Origin of the sequence: Roseateles sp. DAIF2, assembly GCF_015624425.1 — a bacterium.
Lineage (GTDB): Bacteria > Pseudomonadota > Gammaproteobacteria > Burkholderiales > Burkholderiaceae_C > Kinneretia.
Map to the genome: position 1 here is coordinate 2,220,537 of NZ_CP049919.1, position 12,822 is coordinate 2,233,358.

14 protein-coding genes are annotated in these 12,822 nt (G+C 68.4%); 7 read left to right on the forward strand and 7 right to left on the reverse strand.

Annotation, left to right across the window (positions count from 1 at the left end; translation table 11 throughout):
- The first annotated feature begins 14 nt into the window (after positions 1-14).
- From G8A07_RS10305 to G8A07_RS10335, 7 genes are all read left to right on the forward strand, one after another.
- Positions 15-1,454 (forward strand): ABC transporter permease, encoded by a 1,440-nt coding sequence (locus tag G8A07_RS10305; RefSeq protein WP_195796911.1) that lies wholly within the window; start codon positions 15-17, stop codon positions 1,452-1,454.
- A 6-nt stretch (positions 1,455-1,460) separates the two neighbouring features.
- On the forward strand, positions 1,461-3,317 hold the full coding sequence (locus G8A07_RS10310; RefSeq protein ID WP_195796912.1) for an ABC transporter ATP-binding protein: 1,857 nt from the start codon (positions 1,461-1,463) through the stop codon (positions 3,315-3,317).
- Positions 3,318-3,902: 585 nt separating this feature from the next.
- On the forward strand, positions 3,903-4,550 hold the full coding sequence (locus G8A07_RS10315; RefSeq protein ID WP_195796913.1) for a hypothetical protein: 648 nt from the start codon (positions 3,903-3,905) through the stop codon (positions 4,548-4,550).
- A 117-nt stretch (positions 4,551-4,667) separates the two neighbouring features.
- Positions 4,668-5,525 (forward strand): MotA/TolQ/ExbB proton channel family protein, encoded by an 858-nt coding sequence (locus G8A07_RS10320; RefSeq protein ID WP_195796914.1) that lies wholly within the window; start codon positions 4,668-4,670, stop codon positions 5,523-5,525.
- 25 nt (positions 5,526-5,550) lie between these two features.
- Complete coding sequence (locus tag G8A07_RS10325) at positions 5,551-5,979, forward strand: biopolymer transporter ExbD (RefSeq protein WP_195796915.1); 429 nt, start codon at positions 5,551-5,553, stop codon at positions 5,977-5,979.
- A gap of 21 nt (positions 5,980-6,000) precedes the next feature.
- On the forward strand, positions 6,001-6,432 hold the full coding sequence (locus G8A07_RS10330; protein WP_195796916.1) for a biopolymer transporter ExbD: 432 nt from the start codon (positions 6,001-6,003) through the stop codon (positions 6,430-6,432).
- A gap of 68 nt (positions 6,433-6,500) precedes the next feature.
- Entirely contained in the window at positions 6,501-7,742 is a 1,242-nt protein-coding gene (locus G8A07_RS10335; protein ID WP_195796917.1) for a hypothetical protein, read from the forward strand.
- Between the two features lie 73 nt (positions 7,743-7,815).
- Here G8A07_RS10335 and G8A07_RS10340 read toward each other — a convergent pair whose 3' ends face one another.
- From G8A07_RS10340 to G8A07_RS10370, 7 genes are all read right to left on the reverse strand, one after another.
- Positions 7,816-8,574, reverse strand: a complete 759-nt coding sequence (locus G8A07_RS10340) for a 3-hydroxyacyl-CoA dehydrogenase (protein WP_195796918.1) — start codon at positions 8,572-8,574, stop codon at positions 7,816-7,818.
- Positions 8,575-8,672: 98 nt separating this feature from the next.
- The gene (gene adk / locus G8A07_RS10345; RefSeq protein WP_195796919.1) at positions 8,673-9,326 is read right to left on the reverse strand and encodes an adenylate kinase; all 654 of its coding nucleotides are present in this window, start codon (positions 9,324-9,326) and stop codon (positions 8,673-8,675) included.
- A gap of 127 nt (positions 9,327-9,453) precedes the next feature.
- Positions 9,454-10,197, reverse strand: a complete 744-nt coding sequence (gene kdsB / locus G8A07_RS10350) for a 3-deoxy-manno-octulosonate cytidylyltransferase (protein ID WP_195796920.1) — start codon at positions 10,195-10,197, stop codon at positions 9,454-9,456.
- The gene (locus G8A07_RS10355; protein ID WP_195796921.1) at positions 10,194-10,394 is read right to left on the reverse strand and encodes a Trm112 family protein; all 201 of its coding nucleotides are present in this window, start codon (positions 10,392-10,394) and stop codon (positions 10,194-10,196) included. Before G8A07_RS10355 ends, kdsB begins: the two co-directional genes overlap by 4 nt.
- A 7-nt stretch (positions 10,395-10,401) precedes the next feature.
- The gene (gene lpxK, locus G8A07_RS10360) at positions 10,402-11,415 is read right to left on the reverse strand and encodes a tetraacyldisaccharide 4'-kinase (RefSeq protein ID WP_195796922.1); all 1,014 of its coding nucleotides are present in this window, start codon (positions 11,413-11,415) and stop codon (positions 10,402-10,404) included.
- Positions 11,412-11,831, reverse strand: coding sequence for a biopolymer transporter ExbD (locus G8A07_RS10365; RefSeq protein WP_195796923.1), 420 nt, complete (start codon positions 11,829-11,831; stop codon positions 11,412-11,414). The genes lpxK and G8A07_RS10365 overlap by 4 nt, the downstream gene beginning before the upstream one ends.
- A 16-nt stretch (positions 11,832-11,847) precedes the next feature.
- A complete protein-coding gene (locus G8A07_RS10370; protein WP_195796924.1) occupies positions 11,848-12,540 on the reverse strand; it encodes a MotA/TolQ/ExbB proton channel family protein in 693 nt (230 codons plus the stop codon).
- Positions 12,541-12,822 lie beyond the last annotated feature (282 nt).

Consider the following 12,822-nt stretch of genomic DNA (forward strand, 5'->3'; position numbering starts at 1 on the left):
CGCCTGGGAGCATCATGGGATTCAAGTTCGTTCTGCTCTGGACCGACGTCGCGCTGTGGGCCCTGTTCGCCGCGCTCGCCGCCTATGTGCTGCGCATCCGCGCGCTGCCCAATCTGCGCGCCACCTGGGTGCGCGTGCTGCGCGATCCGGCCGCGCTGTCGGCCGGCCTGGTGCTGGGCCTGTTCCTGATCCTCACCGCGCTGGACAGCGTGCATTTCCGCCGCGCGCTGCCCTCGGCACCCGGTGCGGCGACCTTCTACGACACGCATACCGAATCGGTGCTGGACCTGCTGCTGGCGCGCCAGATCGAGATGCGCGAGGTCAGCTATTCGCGCCCGCTGGCCTACCAGGGGCTGAACAAGGAAAGCATCACCGATGCGGCCGGCCAGACCCGGCGGGATTTTCCGCGCCTGGCCTTCGGCGGCGCGCACCTCACCGATCCGGCGAGCGAATGGGCCGGCGATGTGCGCGGTCGCGCCTTGACCGGGCTGGCCGGCGGTGCGCTGGCCGCGGCGGCGGCGCTGGCGCTGTTCGCCGCCGCGCTGGCGCGCGGCCATGGCGGTTTTACGGCCGCGCTGCGTGACCTGCTGGCGGACCGCACCCATTACCCGCTGCGCGCGGTCTGGCTGACCCTGGCCGTCACCCTGCTGTTGGCCGGGCCGGTGGTGGCGCTGATGGGCTCCTACCATGTGTTCGGCACCGACCGCACCGGCAACGACGTGCTCTACCAGGCGCTGAAGAGCGTGCGCACCGCCTTCGTGATCGGCGCGATCTCGACCCTGGCGACCCTGCCGCTGGCCCTGGGCCTGGGCATCCTGGCCGGCTACTTCAAGGGCTGGGTCGACGAGGTGATCCAGTACATCTACACGACCTTGAGCTCGGTGCCCAATGTGCTGCTGATCGCGGCCTGCGTGCTGATGGTGCAGGTCTTCCTGGACAAGAATCCGGGCCTGTTCGAGACCGGCGCCGAGCGCTCGGACCTGAAGATGTTCCTGCTCTGCGTGATCCTGGGCGTGACCGGCTGGGCCGGCCTGTGCCGCCTGGTACGCGGCGAGACCCTGAAGCTACGCGAGCTGGACTATGTGCAGGCCGCCACCGCCTTCGGCGTCAGCGATGCGCGCATCATGGCGCGCCACATCGTGCCCAATGTGATGCACCTGGTGCTGATCACCGTGGTGCTGAGCTTCTCCGAGCTGATCCTGTATGAGGCGGTGCTGACCTATGTCGGCGTCGGCGTCGACCCGAGCATGAACAGCTTCGGCGGCATGATCAATCTGGCGCGCTCGGAGATGTCGCGCGAGCCGGTGGTGTGGTGGAGCTTCGCCGCCGCCTTCGGCTTCATGGTGACCCTGGTGCTGGCCGCCAACCTGTTCGCCGACGGCGTGCGTGACGCCTTCGACCCGCGCGCGCGCAACCTGCGCCCGCGCGTGCTCAAGCCCATCGCGAAGAGCTGACCCATCATGTTGAACATCAACAACCTCAAGGTGGCGCTGGACGCCGACGTCGGCCTGGTGCGCGCCATCGACGGCATGCAGCTGGCGATCGCCCGCGGCGAGACCTTCGCGCTGGTGGGCGAGTCGGGCTGCGGCAAGAGCATGACCGCGCTGGCGCTGATGCGCCTCTTGCCCGACAACGGCCGCATCGACGCCGGCCGGCTGATGCTGGACGAGCAGGATGTGTTCGGGCTGCCCGAGGCGCAGATGCGCCAGGTGCGCGGCGGCCGCATCGGCATGATCTTCCAGGAGCCCTCGACCAGCCTGAATCCGGTGATGAAAGTGGGTCAGCAGATCGTCGAGGCGATCGAGGCCCATACCCCGCTGCGCGGCGCGGCAGCGCGGACCAAGGCGATCGACTGGCTGCGGCGCGTCGGCATCCCCGAGCCGGAGCGCCGCATCGACGAATACCCGTTCCGCCTCTCCGGCGGCCAGAAGCAGCGTGTGATGATCGCGATGACCCTGGCGGCCGAACCGGACTACCTGATCGCCGACGAGCCGACCACCGCGCTGGACGTGACGATCCAGGCGCAGATCCTGGACCTCCTGAAGGACCTGCAGCGCGAGCGGCGCCTGGGCGTGCTGCTGATCACCCATGACCTGGCGGTCGTGGCCGGCATGGCGCACCAGGTGGCGCTGATGTACGCGGGCCAGATCATCGAGGTGGCGCCGGCGCAGGAGTTCTTCGCCGCGCCCCGGCATCCCTATGCCCGGCTGCTGCTGCAGGCGCTGCCGGATTCTGCCAAGCGCGGCGAGCCGCTGGCGGCGATCGCCGGCACCGTGCCGCCGCTGTGGCTGGACTTCGAGGGCTGCCGCTTCGCGCCGCGCTGCGACCGCGCGGTGCCGAACTGCGGTAACCACCGGCCGGAGTTGGGGGCGCTGTCGTCCACCCATGCGGTGCGCTGCCGGCTCTATACGGATCCGGCGGATTTCCCGGCCGTGCAGCCGGCTCGGGCGGCTGCACCGGCCTGGACGGAGGCGAGAGTGGGGCAGGGCGAGGCCCCGCTGCTGGAGGTCAAGGACCTGAGCGTGCGCTTTGCGCTCAAGCGCGGCCTGTTTGGTGGTGGTGCCGGGCCGCGCTATTTCGATGCGGTGCGCGGCGTGTCCTACAGCATCCGGCCCGGCCGGACCCTGGCCCTGGTGGGCGAGTCGGGCTGCGGCAAGACCACCTCGGGCAAGGCCATCGTGCAGCTGCTGCGCCGCCAGGCCCGCATCGAGGGTCAGGCCTTGCTGGAGGGCCGCGACCTGTTCACGCTGGACGGCGATGCGCTGCGCGAGGCGCGCCGCCAGGTGCAGATCATCTTCCAGGATCCCTTCGCCTCGCTGAACCCGCGCCTGCGTGTGCTGGAACTGCTGGAGGAGGGCATGCTGGCGCTGCGCCCCGAGCTGGATGCGGGTGCCCGGCGCAAGAGCCTGGAGACCCTGGTCGACCAGGTGGGCCTGCGGCGCGACGCGCTGGAACGCTATCCGCACGAGTTCTCGGGCGGCCAGCGCCAGCGCATCGCGATCGCCCGCGCGCTGGCGGTCGAGCCGCGCCTGATCGTCTGCGACGAGCCGACCTCGGCGCTGGATGTCTCGGTGCAGGCCCAGATCCTCAATCTGCTGCGCGAACTGCAGCGCGAGCGTGGCCTTTCCTATTTGTTCATCACCCATAACATCGGCGTCGTCGAGTACATCGCCGACGAGGTGGCGGTGATGCAGGCCGGCCGCATCGTCGAGGCCGGCAGCACCGACGCGGTGCTGGGCAGCCCCCGCGAGGCCTATACCCGCACCCTGCTGGCGGCCGTGCCGCGGCTGCCGCGGGAGCCGGCAGCGGTCTCCTGAGTGATGCAAGCGGTATTTAACTGGTTATCTACTGCTCTGTTTTGTCCGGAACTCGCGGTTGCTGGATGTAATTGAGTGACAGCCTGCGTATCGGCTGTTGCCGGCACGCATCATTGCGTGATGTAGCCCTAAATACGTTTTCAATCCTTGCTAACACGGTAACTTCATGGAAAGTCGCCTATCGCACAAGCGGTCTTGCTGGGGTAAGCCCCAAGAAGGGCCCTGTCAGCTTGGTTTAAGATGCCGCCCAGTCCGGACAGCGTGCTGTAACTGTGTTACGGCCGATGGTTGGGATATGGATGGCCCGCAGGCCTAGCGTCGGCGGGCACTTTTTTTGTTGAGTGTTTGGTCTCCACCGTGTCGCGATTTTTTGGCCATCATGCACCCCCTATCTGCGGTAAAGGCTTGGGGGAACTGGTATGCGCTGTGATACAACACCGTCCCGCGCACCTTGCCGGTGCCAAGGACGCTGCCGCAGCCCGAGCGGCGGCACGGCACGCCGCTTGCTACGGCCCGGCGTGATACGTCACAGCCACCCCCGCACGCATCGATGAATGAGTTTCGCAGTTTGATGAAGGAGCGCGCATGAACTTTGCGCAGGAGAAGCAGGGGGCATCCCGCTTCACAGGCATCGGCATCGTGATTTTTATCCACGTGCTGGCCATCTGGGCCTTGGCCGCCGGCTTGCATCGCAAGGCCATCGAGGCGATCAAGGGTCCGATCGACGTGAAGGTCGTGGAGGAGAAGGTCAAGCCGCCGCCGCCGCCCGAAAAGGTCGTGCCGCCGCCGCCCGACATGAAGGCCCCGCCGCCGCCGTTCGTGCCGCCGCCGGAGGTGCAGGTCACCGCACCGCCGCCGCCCAACGCGATCCAGGCCCCGGTGTCCAACGTCCCGCCGCCGACGCGCGAAGTGGCCGCCACGCCGCCGCCCGCACCGGCGCCGGCCCCGGCACCCGTGGCACGTCCGGCCAAGATCACCGCCGGCATGGTCTGCACCAAGATGGGCAAGCCCGAGGTGCCGGCCGTCAACTGGAGCGGCGAGGCCCTGTACAAGGCCACCGCCACCGTCAAGGCCGGCCGCGTGACCGCGGTTGAAATCGCATCGCTGCGTGGCGGTGTGGATCGTCGGGCCCAGCGTGCGCTGATCCAGGCGATCACCGACACGCTGAAGGACACCTACGAGTGCCCCGGCGATCACGTGTTCGAGCAGGAATTCCAGTTCCGCATCGAATAAGCACAGAGCGTCCCAGAAGCACACGTACCCCACATGGGGGTCGGGCCACGAGCCCGGCCCCACGTTACCAACCTGAGTTCCGATCTCTCTCGATCTCTCTACGTAGGAGTTGACTCCATGATCTCTCGCATCTCCGGCCTGTTCGCCGCAATCGCATTTGCCGCGACCCTGGCTGTGTCCCCCCTGACCGCTACCGCCCAGGCTGCCGACGCCGCCTCGGCCGCTCCTGCTGCGACCGAGACCGCTGCTCCCGCCGCCGACGCTGCTCCCGCTGCCGCTCCTGCCGACGCAGCCCACGCCAAGCCGGCCGACAATCCCTACGGCCTGAAGGCCATGATCGACCACGGCGATGCCGTGTCCAAGGGCGTGCTGGCCCTGCTGCTGATCATGTCCATCGGTTCCTGGTACATCCTGATCGTCCGCCTGTGGGACACCCACAAGCTGGCCGGCGAAGCCAAGGAAGTGCGCGCGACCTTCTTCAAGAAGGCCAGCATCGCCGAAGGCGTCAAGAGCCTGAAGGAAGCCGGTGCTTTCCGCTACATCGCCGAGACCGCCGTCGAGGCTTCGGAGCATCATGAAGGCGCCCTGACCGAGAACATCGACCGCAGCAGCTGGGTCACGATGAACGTCGACCGCGCCGTCGGCGAAGTCAACAGCCGCGTCCAGAGCGGCCTGGGCTTCCTGGCCACCGTGGGCTCGACCTCTCCCTTCATCGGTCTGTTCGGTACCGTGTGGGGCATTCTGCAGGCCCTGACCGCCATCGGCGTCGCCGGCCAGGCTTCGATCGACAAGGTGGCCGGCCCCGTGGGCGAGGCGCTGATCATGACCGCCATCGGTCTGGGCGTCGCCGTTCCGGCCGTGCTGGGCTACAACTGGCTGGTCAACCGCAACAAGCAGGTGATGGGCCAAGTGCGTGCCTTCGCTGCCGACCTGCATGGCGTGCTGATGGGCAACCGCGCCCTGGCCAAGCGCTAATTCAGCGCGCTGCTGGAGTCCAATCATGGGCATGAACGTCGGATCCTCCTCCGGCGAGGACGAAGTGGTCTCCACGATCAACACTACGCCCCTCGTGGACGTGATGCTGGTCCTGCTGATCATCTTCCTCATCACCATTCCGGTGGTGACGCAGTCGGTGACGTTGTCGCTCCCCAAGGAGACCAACGTTGTCCGGCAGACCAAGCCGGAGAACATTGAGCTGGCGGTGACCAAGGACGGCGACGTCTATTGGGCCACTGCCCTGGTGCCTGACCAGGAGGCCCTGGTGGCGCGCCTGAAGAAGGTGTCGGTGCTGAACCCGCAACCCGAGGTGCACATCCGTGGCGACGAGAAAGCGCGCTACGAATCCGTGGGCCGGGTGATGGTGGCGGCCCAGCGCGCCGGCATCCTGAAGATCAGCTTCGTCACCGAGCCTCCGGCTCGTGGCGGTTGATCGACACGAGGAGCGAAAAGCATGGGAATGAACGTAGGTAGCTCGTCGGGTGGCGATGAACCGGAAGTGATGCTGGACGTCAACACGACGCCGCTGATCGACGTGATGCTGGTCCTGCTGGTGATGCTGATCATCACCATCCCGATCCAGCTGCACTCGGTGAACCTGGACATGCCGGCCGGCAACCCGCCGCCGCCGACCAAGGAACCGATCGTGCATGAGGTCTTCATCGACTTCGACGGCACGGTCAGCTGGGACGGCGTCGCGCTGGCCAACCAGGCTTCTGTCGAGGCCAAGCTGGCCGAGATCGCCGCCGAGGCCGATCAGCCCGAGGTGCATATCAAGCCCAACAAGCTGGTCGAGTACGGCAGCGTGGCCGCCGTGATGGCCGCCGCCCAGCGCCTGGGCGTCAAGAAGATGGGCATGGTCGGCAACGAACAGTTCATCAATTGATGAGACTCGATTGATGGAACGCGCTGTCCGCGAGGGCGGCGCGTTTTTTTCTTAGGAGTAAGCGAAGCATGAAACTCAAGACTCTGGCCGGTGCCGCGGTGGGCGCAGCCGCCCTGGTGTTCGGCATGGGCCCGCAGGGCCAGATCGGTTTCCCGCAGGCCATGGCCCAGGAAACCGTGCGCCCCGAGGTGGGCAAGCATCTGAAGGATGCGGCCGCGCTGATCAAGGCCGGCAAGCACAAGGAAGCGCTGGCCAAGCTGCGCGACGCCGAAGCCGTCGGCGGCCGCACCGCGGCCGAGAACAATGCGATCGAGGGCACCCGCTTCTCGGCCGCGATGGGCGCCAACGACCCCGACTCGATGGCCCGCGCCTTCGACGTGCTGAAGCCCCGCCTGGCCGCGGCCCAGCAGCTGCAGTACATGGAGGCCGTGGCCGGCACCTATCTGCGCGCCGGCAATGCCGCCAAGGCGCTGGAATGGTCCAACCGCTACTTCGCCGCCGGCGGCACCAGCGGCACGATGAAGACCGTGCAGCAGCAGGCCCAGTTCAAGTCCGGCGACATGAGCGCCGTGCTGAAGGACACGCTGGCCGAGGTGCAGGCCGACGAGAAGGCCGGCCGCGCGCCCAGTCAGGACAAGCTGAACCTGCTGCTTTACGCGGCGCAGAAGAAGAACGACGGCGCCACCGAGGCGCTGGCGACCGAGAAGCTGCTGAACTACTACCCCCGCAAGGAACTGTGGGCGCAGATCCTCGGCGGCCTGCCGCAGAAGAAGGGCTTCTCGGCCCGCTTCGGCCTGGACGTCTACCGTCTGAAGCTGGCCACCGGCAATATGCGCGGCGCCGACGACTATATGGAGATGGCCCAGCTGGCCGCCCAGGCCGGCTTCCCGGAAGAGGGCAAGAAGGTCGTCGAGCAGGGCCTGGCCGCCAATGTGCTGGGCCAGGGCGCCGAGGGTGCGCGCCACAAGCGTCTGCTGGACCTGATGGTCAAGAAGATCGGTGAAGGCAAGGCCGCGTTCGCCGAGGCCGAGAAGGCCGCCAACGAGTCCAAGTCGGGTGACGAGCTGGTCAAGCTGGGCCTGACCCAGGTCTTCGGCGGCGACAAGGCCGGTGGCCTGAAGCTGGTCGAGGCCGGTGTGGCCAAGGGCAACTTCAAGCGTGCCGACGACGCCAAGTTCTACCAGGGCCTGGCCTATTACACCGGTGGCGACACCGCCAAGGCCCAGACGGCCTGGCGCGCGGTCAAGGGCACGGACGGCTCCGGCGAGCTGGCCCGCCTGTGGTCCATCCACGCCCGCTCGAAGAAGTAAGCAGGAGAGATTTCTCAGAAGCAAAACGGCCTCCCAGCGGAGGCCGTTTTTCATGGCGAGAAGACTTGGCCGATTACTTCGGTGCCAGGCGGATCGCGCCGTCCAGGCGGATCACCTCGCCGTTCAGCATGTCGTTGGTGACGATCTGGTGCACCAGCTTGGCATAGTCGGCCGGCGTACCCAGACGCGAGGGGAAGGGCACGTTGGCGGCCAGCGCGTCCTGCACCTCTTGCGGCATGCCGAACAGCATCGGCGTGCCGAAGATGCCCGGGGCGATGGTCATGTTGCGGATGCCGTTGCGGGCCAGGTCGCGCGCGATTGGCAGGGTCATGCCGACCACGCCGCCCTTGGAGGCCGCGTAGGCGGCCTGGCCGATCTGGCCGTCGTAGGCCGCGACCGAGGCGGTCGAGATCAGCACGCCGCGCTCGCCGGTGGCCTCGGGCTCGTTCTTGCTCATCGCCTCGGCGGCCAGGCGGATCATGTTGAAGCTGCCGACCAGATTCACGTTGATCACCTTGGCGAACAGGGCCAGCGCATGGGCACCGTCCTTGCCGACGGTCTTGGCCGCGGGCGCGATGCCGGCGCAGTTGACCAGGCCCATCAGCTTGCCCAGGCTCACGGCCTTGGCGACCACCGCCTGGCCATCGGCCTCCTGGCTGACATCGGCCTTGACGAAGGCGCCGCCCAGCTCGGCCGCCAGAGCCTCACCGCGCTCGACCTGCAGGTCGGCGATGACGACGGTCGCGCCCTCGCGCGCCAGCATGCGGGCCGTGCCTTCGCCCAGTCCCGAGGCGCCGCCGGTGATGATGAATACCTTGCCTGCGATCTCCATCTTGTCTGTCTCCTAAGGATTGAGTTACGTTGACGTAAACGTCAATTGTGGCGCAAATAAAAGGCCGCACGCGGCGGCCTTGGCGGGGCGGGGCGAGCTCAGCCCAGCGCGGCCAGCGCGCGGCCGGTGATCTCGTCGACCGAGCCGATGCCCTCGATGCGACGGTACTGCGGCGCCTGGGCGTCGCCGGTGGCGGCCCAGGAGGAGTAGTAGTCGACCAGCGGACGGGTCTGGGCCTGGTAGACCTCCAGGCGCTTCTTGACGGTCTCTTCCTTGTCGTCGTCGCGCTGGATCAGTTCCTCGCCGGTCTGGTCGTCCTTGCCGGCGACCTTGGGCGGGTTGAACTTGACATGGTAGGTGCGGCCCGAGGCCACATGCACGCGGCGGCCGCTCATGCGCTCGACGATGGCGCTGTCCGGCACGTCGATCTCCAGCACGAAGTCCAGCTTGACGCCGGCGGCCTTCATCGCGTCGGCCTGCGGGATGGTGCGCGGGAAGCCGTCGAACAGGAAGCCCTTGGCGCAATCCGGCTGGGCGATGCGTTCCTTGACCAGGCCGATGATGATGTCGTCGCTGACCAGCGCGCCGGCGTCCATCACCTTCTTGGCGGCCAGGCCCATCTCGGTGCCGGCCTTGATCGCGGCGCGCAGCATGTCGCCGGTCGAGATCTGCGGGATGCCGAATTTCTGGCAGATGAAGGCGGCTTGGGTGCCTTTGCCGGCGCCGGGGGCGCCCAGAAGAATCAGTCGCACGGGGTCTCCTCGATTTCCAAAAGAAGGGCCCCGCCTGACGCCGACGCCCTCGCAAACTGCGGGCGAGGATAGCATGGCGGGGCCTACGGCCCGCTGACGCGGACCGCGCTTGTCATAGCGCTGTAACTCAGCCGGCGGCGAACAGCGCGCGCACGCGGGCCAGGTCTTCCGGCGTGTCCACGCCGGGGCCGGGCTTGTCCTCGCTGACATGCACGGCGATGCGCTCGCCATGCCACAGCACGCGCAGCTGCTCCAGCGACTCGATCTGCTCCAGCGGGCTGGCCGCCAGGGTCGGGAAGCGGCGCAGGAAGCCGGCGTGATAGGCGTACAGGCCCACATGGCGCAGCGCCGCGCCCGGCTTCGGGCCCTGGGCGTCGCGCCACCAGGGGATGGGGGCGCGCGAGAAATAGAGCGCGGTGCCGCGCGCGTCGGCCACCAGCTTGACCACGTTCGGGTTGGCGAACTCGGCCGCATCCTCCAGCGCATGCGCCACGGTGGCCATCACGCAATCCTCGCGCCGGCCCAGCAGCTCGGCGCAGGCATCGATCATCGCCGGCGCGATCAAGGGCTCGTCGCCTTGCACATTGACGACCAGCTCGCGGCCGTCCAGCCCCAGCAGCTCGCAGGCCTCGGCCAGCCGGTCGCTGCCGGAGGCATGGTCGGCGCGCGTCATCAGCGCGCGCACGCCATGGGCCTCGCAGGCGGCCCGCACCTCGGGCGCGTCGGTGGCGACCACCACCTGGCGCGCCTTCGAAAGCGCGGCGCGCTGCGCCACCCGCACGATCATCGGCAGGCCCTGGATGTCGGCCAGCGGCTTGTTCGGCAGGCGGGTCGAGGCCAGCCGCGCCGGCACGATGACGGTGAAGCTCATGCCTGCGGCGCGGGGGCGGTGGGCGCGTCCAGCGGCCGTGCCTCGTTCTCCAGCATCACCGGGATGCCGTCGCGCACCGGAAAGGCCAGGCGGTCGGCATGGCAGATCAGCTCGCGCCCGCCCTGTTCGCCGCGCTGATGCTCCAGCGGCCCCTTGCAGATCGGGCAGACCAGCATTTCCAGCAATCGGATGTCCATATCGTTGTTAGCTCAGCAGCGCGTCCAGCTCCCGCTGCCACGCGCGCTCAAAAGATTCGTCGGGCCTGAAGTCTAGCGCCACCACCCAGGCCCGGGTGCTTCCCAGGCGCGCCGGGTCGAGCTTGACCGCATCCTTCTCGGTGATCAGCAGCTCCGGCGTGTCGGCCGGCCAGGGCAGGGCGGCGAAGTCGAAATGGTCGGGCAGGGCCAGACCCTGTACCTGCAGACCCTGCGCACGCAGCATGCCGAAGAAGCGCTCCGGCTGCGCCATGCCGGCGGCGGCCAGCACGGGCCGGCCCTGCAGCGCGCGCAGCGCGGCCGGATCGGCCGGCTCGCCGCGCCACCAGGCCGCAAGCTCCACCGCGCCGGCCAGCTCGCGCCGCGCCAGATGGCCGGCCAGCGGCGTGCTGGGCATGGTGGCGTTGTAGAGCACCAGGGCCGGCTCGGCGCTCAGCGGGCGGCGCTGGCGCAGCGGGCCGGCCGGCAGCAGCCGGCCATTGCCCAGGCCGCGCTCGTCGAACACCAGCACGCTCAATTGCCGCGGCAGGCGCCAATGCTGCAGCCCGTCATCGCTGATCAGCAGCTGCAGCCCCGGATGCGCGGCCAGCAGCGCGCGCGCCGCGGCCACGCGGTCGCGCCCCACCGCCACCGACGCGCCGCTGCGCAGATGGATCAGCAGCGGCTCGTCGCCGACCTCGCGCGCATTGCTGTCGCGCGTCACCAGCCGGATGCCATCGTCCTTGCGGCCATAGCCGCGCGAGATCACGCCGGCCCGGATTCCGCGCGCCTGCAGCAGGCGCAGCAGGGCCAGGGTAGTCGGCGTCTTGCCGGCCCCGCCGACGATCCAGTTGCCGACCACGACCACCGGCACCGGCAACGCCTCGGTCTTGAGCCAGCCCCAGCGATACAGCGCGGCGCGCAGGGCGCTCAGGACGCCATAGAGCCCACCCAGCGGTCGCAGGGCCTGGGCCAGCGGCCCGCCCTCGCGCCAGGCGCGCTGCAGGCGCTCCGCCGCGCTCATTTGTTCTGGGTCTGGGCCGCGAAGGTCAGGCGCGACAGCCCGGCGCGGCGCGCCGCGTCCATCACGTTGACGACCGACTGGTGCGCCGCGGCGGCGTCGGCCGAGACGATCACCATCACCTCGGCGTTGCCGCCCGAGGCCTGGCGCAGCGCCGCGGCCAGCAGCTCGGGCGAGCGGCCGTCGACCGCGTCGCGGTTGATCGCATAGCGGCCGTCGGCCGAGATCGCGACCAGGATCTCCTTGGGCCGCTCCTTCATCGCCTCGGCCTCGGCCGTCGGCAGGGTGACCTGCAGTTCGGTGAACTTGCTGTAGGTGGTGGACAGCATCAGGAAGATCAGCACCACCAGCAGCACGTCGATGAAGGGGATCAGGTTGATCTCGGGCTCGTCGGCCCGGCTGCGCTGGCGGAACTTCATCGCTCGCGCCTCCCGCTCAGCCGCGCCCGCCGGTGCGCGAGGTCTGCGCCGCCTGCATCGATTGCGCCTGCAGATGGGCCTGCATGTTCGCCAGCTGGGTGAAGCGGGTCAGGTGCGTCATGAAGCGCTCGCTGGCCTGCTCCAGCTCCAGCACATAGGCCTCGACCAGGCCGCGGAAGTAGCGATAGCACATCAGCGAGGGGATCGCGATGATCAGGCCGAAGGCGGTGTTGTAGAGCGCGATCGAGATGCCATGCGCCAGCTGGGCCGGGTTGCCGCCGGTCGGGCTCTGGCTGCCGAAGATCTCGATCATGCCGACCACGGTGCCCAAGAGGCCCAAGAGCGGCGCCGCGGTGGCGATCGTGCCCAGGGTGTTCAGGTAGCGCTCCAGGCGGTGGATCGCGGAGCGGCCGGCCAGCTCGAAGGTCTGGCGCAGGCGCGCGTCCGGCAGGCGCGGCTCGGCGATCACCGCGCGCAGGCCCGAGGCCAGCACCTGGCCCAGCAGCGAGTTGTCGGCCAGCTTGTTGACCACATCGGCCGCCGGCAGCTGCTGGCTGGTGACCGACAGCACCTCGTCGAGCAGGGTGGGCGGCGCGATCTTGGCGGCGCGCAGGCTGGAGAAGCGTTCGATGATCAGGGCCAGGGCCACGACGGAGCACAGCAGGAGCGGCCAGATCGGCCAGCCGGCGGCTTGTATGATCGAAAACAAGGCTGGTATCCCCTTAGGAAAATGCCGGTCCGCCCCGCTGGGCGCCCGGTCAGGCTGCGCGCGATTATGGCCCCAAGCCGGGCCCGCCAGACCCGATCCGGGTCAGGTCTTGCCCGGGGCGTCCAGACAATCCACCGAGCCTGTGGATAACTTTGTGGGCAAGCGGCTCCGGCGGCGGGCGAGTCCCCGCAGAATCAAGCAGTTGCTTAGTTTGCCTATTTTTTAAGCAGGAAAAAGCTCTTGAAAAACAAGCGTTTATGCGCGTGTGACGACAGCGTGACA

What these genes read in the sequence shown, in the direction of transcription:
- G8A07_RS10305 (WP_195796911.1), top strand. Translation starts at nt 15, where the DNA reads ATGGGATTCAAGTTCGTTCTGCTCTGGACCGACGTCGCGCTGTGGGCC.
- G8A07_RS10310 (WP_195796912.1), top strand. Translation starts at nt 1,461, where the DNA reads ATGTTGAACATCAACAACCTCAAGGTGGCGCTGGACGCCGACGTCGGC.
- G8A07_RS10315 (WP_195796913.1), top strand. Translation starts at nt 3,903, where the DNA reads ATGAACTTTGCGCAGGAGAAGCAGGGGGCATCCCGCTTCACAGGCATC.
- G8A07_RS10320 (WP_195796914.1), top strand. Translation starts at nt 4,668, where the DNA reads ATGATCTCTCGCATCTCCGGCCTGTTCGCCGCAATCGCATTTGCCGCG.
- G8A07_RS10325 (WP_195796915.1), top strand. Translation starts at nt 5,551, where the DNA reads ATGGGCATGAACGTCGGATCCTCCTCCGGCGAGGACGAAGTGGTCTCC.
- G8A07_RS10330 (WP_195796916.1), top strand. Translation starts at nt 6,001, where the DNA reads ATGGGAATGAACGTAGGTAGCTCGTCGGGTGGCGATGAACCGGAAGTG.
- G8A07_RS10335 (WP_195796917.1), top strand. Translation starts at nt 6,501, where the DNA reads ATGAAACTCAAGACTCTGGCCGGTGCCGCGGTGGGCGCAGCCGCCCTG.
- G8A07_RS10340 (WP_195796918.1), bottom strand. Translation starts at nt 8,574, where the DNA reads ATGGAGATCGCAGGCAAGGTATTCATCATCACCGGCGGCGCCTCGGGA.
- kdsB (WP_195796920.1), bottom strand. Translation starts at nt 10,197, where the DNA reads ATGAGCTTCACCGTCATCGTGCCGGCGCGGCTGGCCTCGACCCGCCTG.
- G8A07_RS10355 (WP_195796921.1), bottom strand. Translation starts at nt 10,394, where the DNA reads ATGGACATCCGATTGCTGGAAATGCTGGTCTGCCCGATCTGCAAGGGG.
- lpxK (WP_195796922.1), bottom strand. Translation starts at nt 11,415, where the DNA reads ATGAGCGCGGCGGAGCGCCTGCAGCGCGCCTGGCGCGAGGGCGGGCCG.
- G8A07_RS10365 (WP_195796923.1), bottom strand. Translation starts at nt 11,831, where the DNA reads ATGAAGTTCCGCCAGCGCAGCCGGGCCGACGAGCCCGAGATCAACCTG.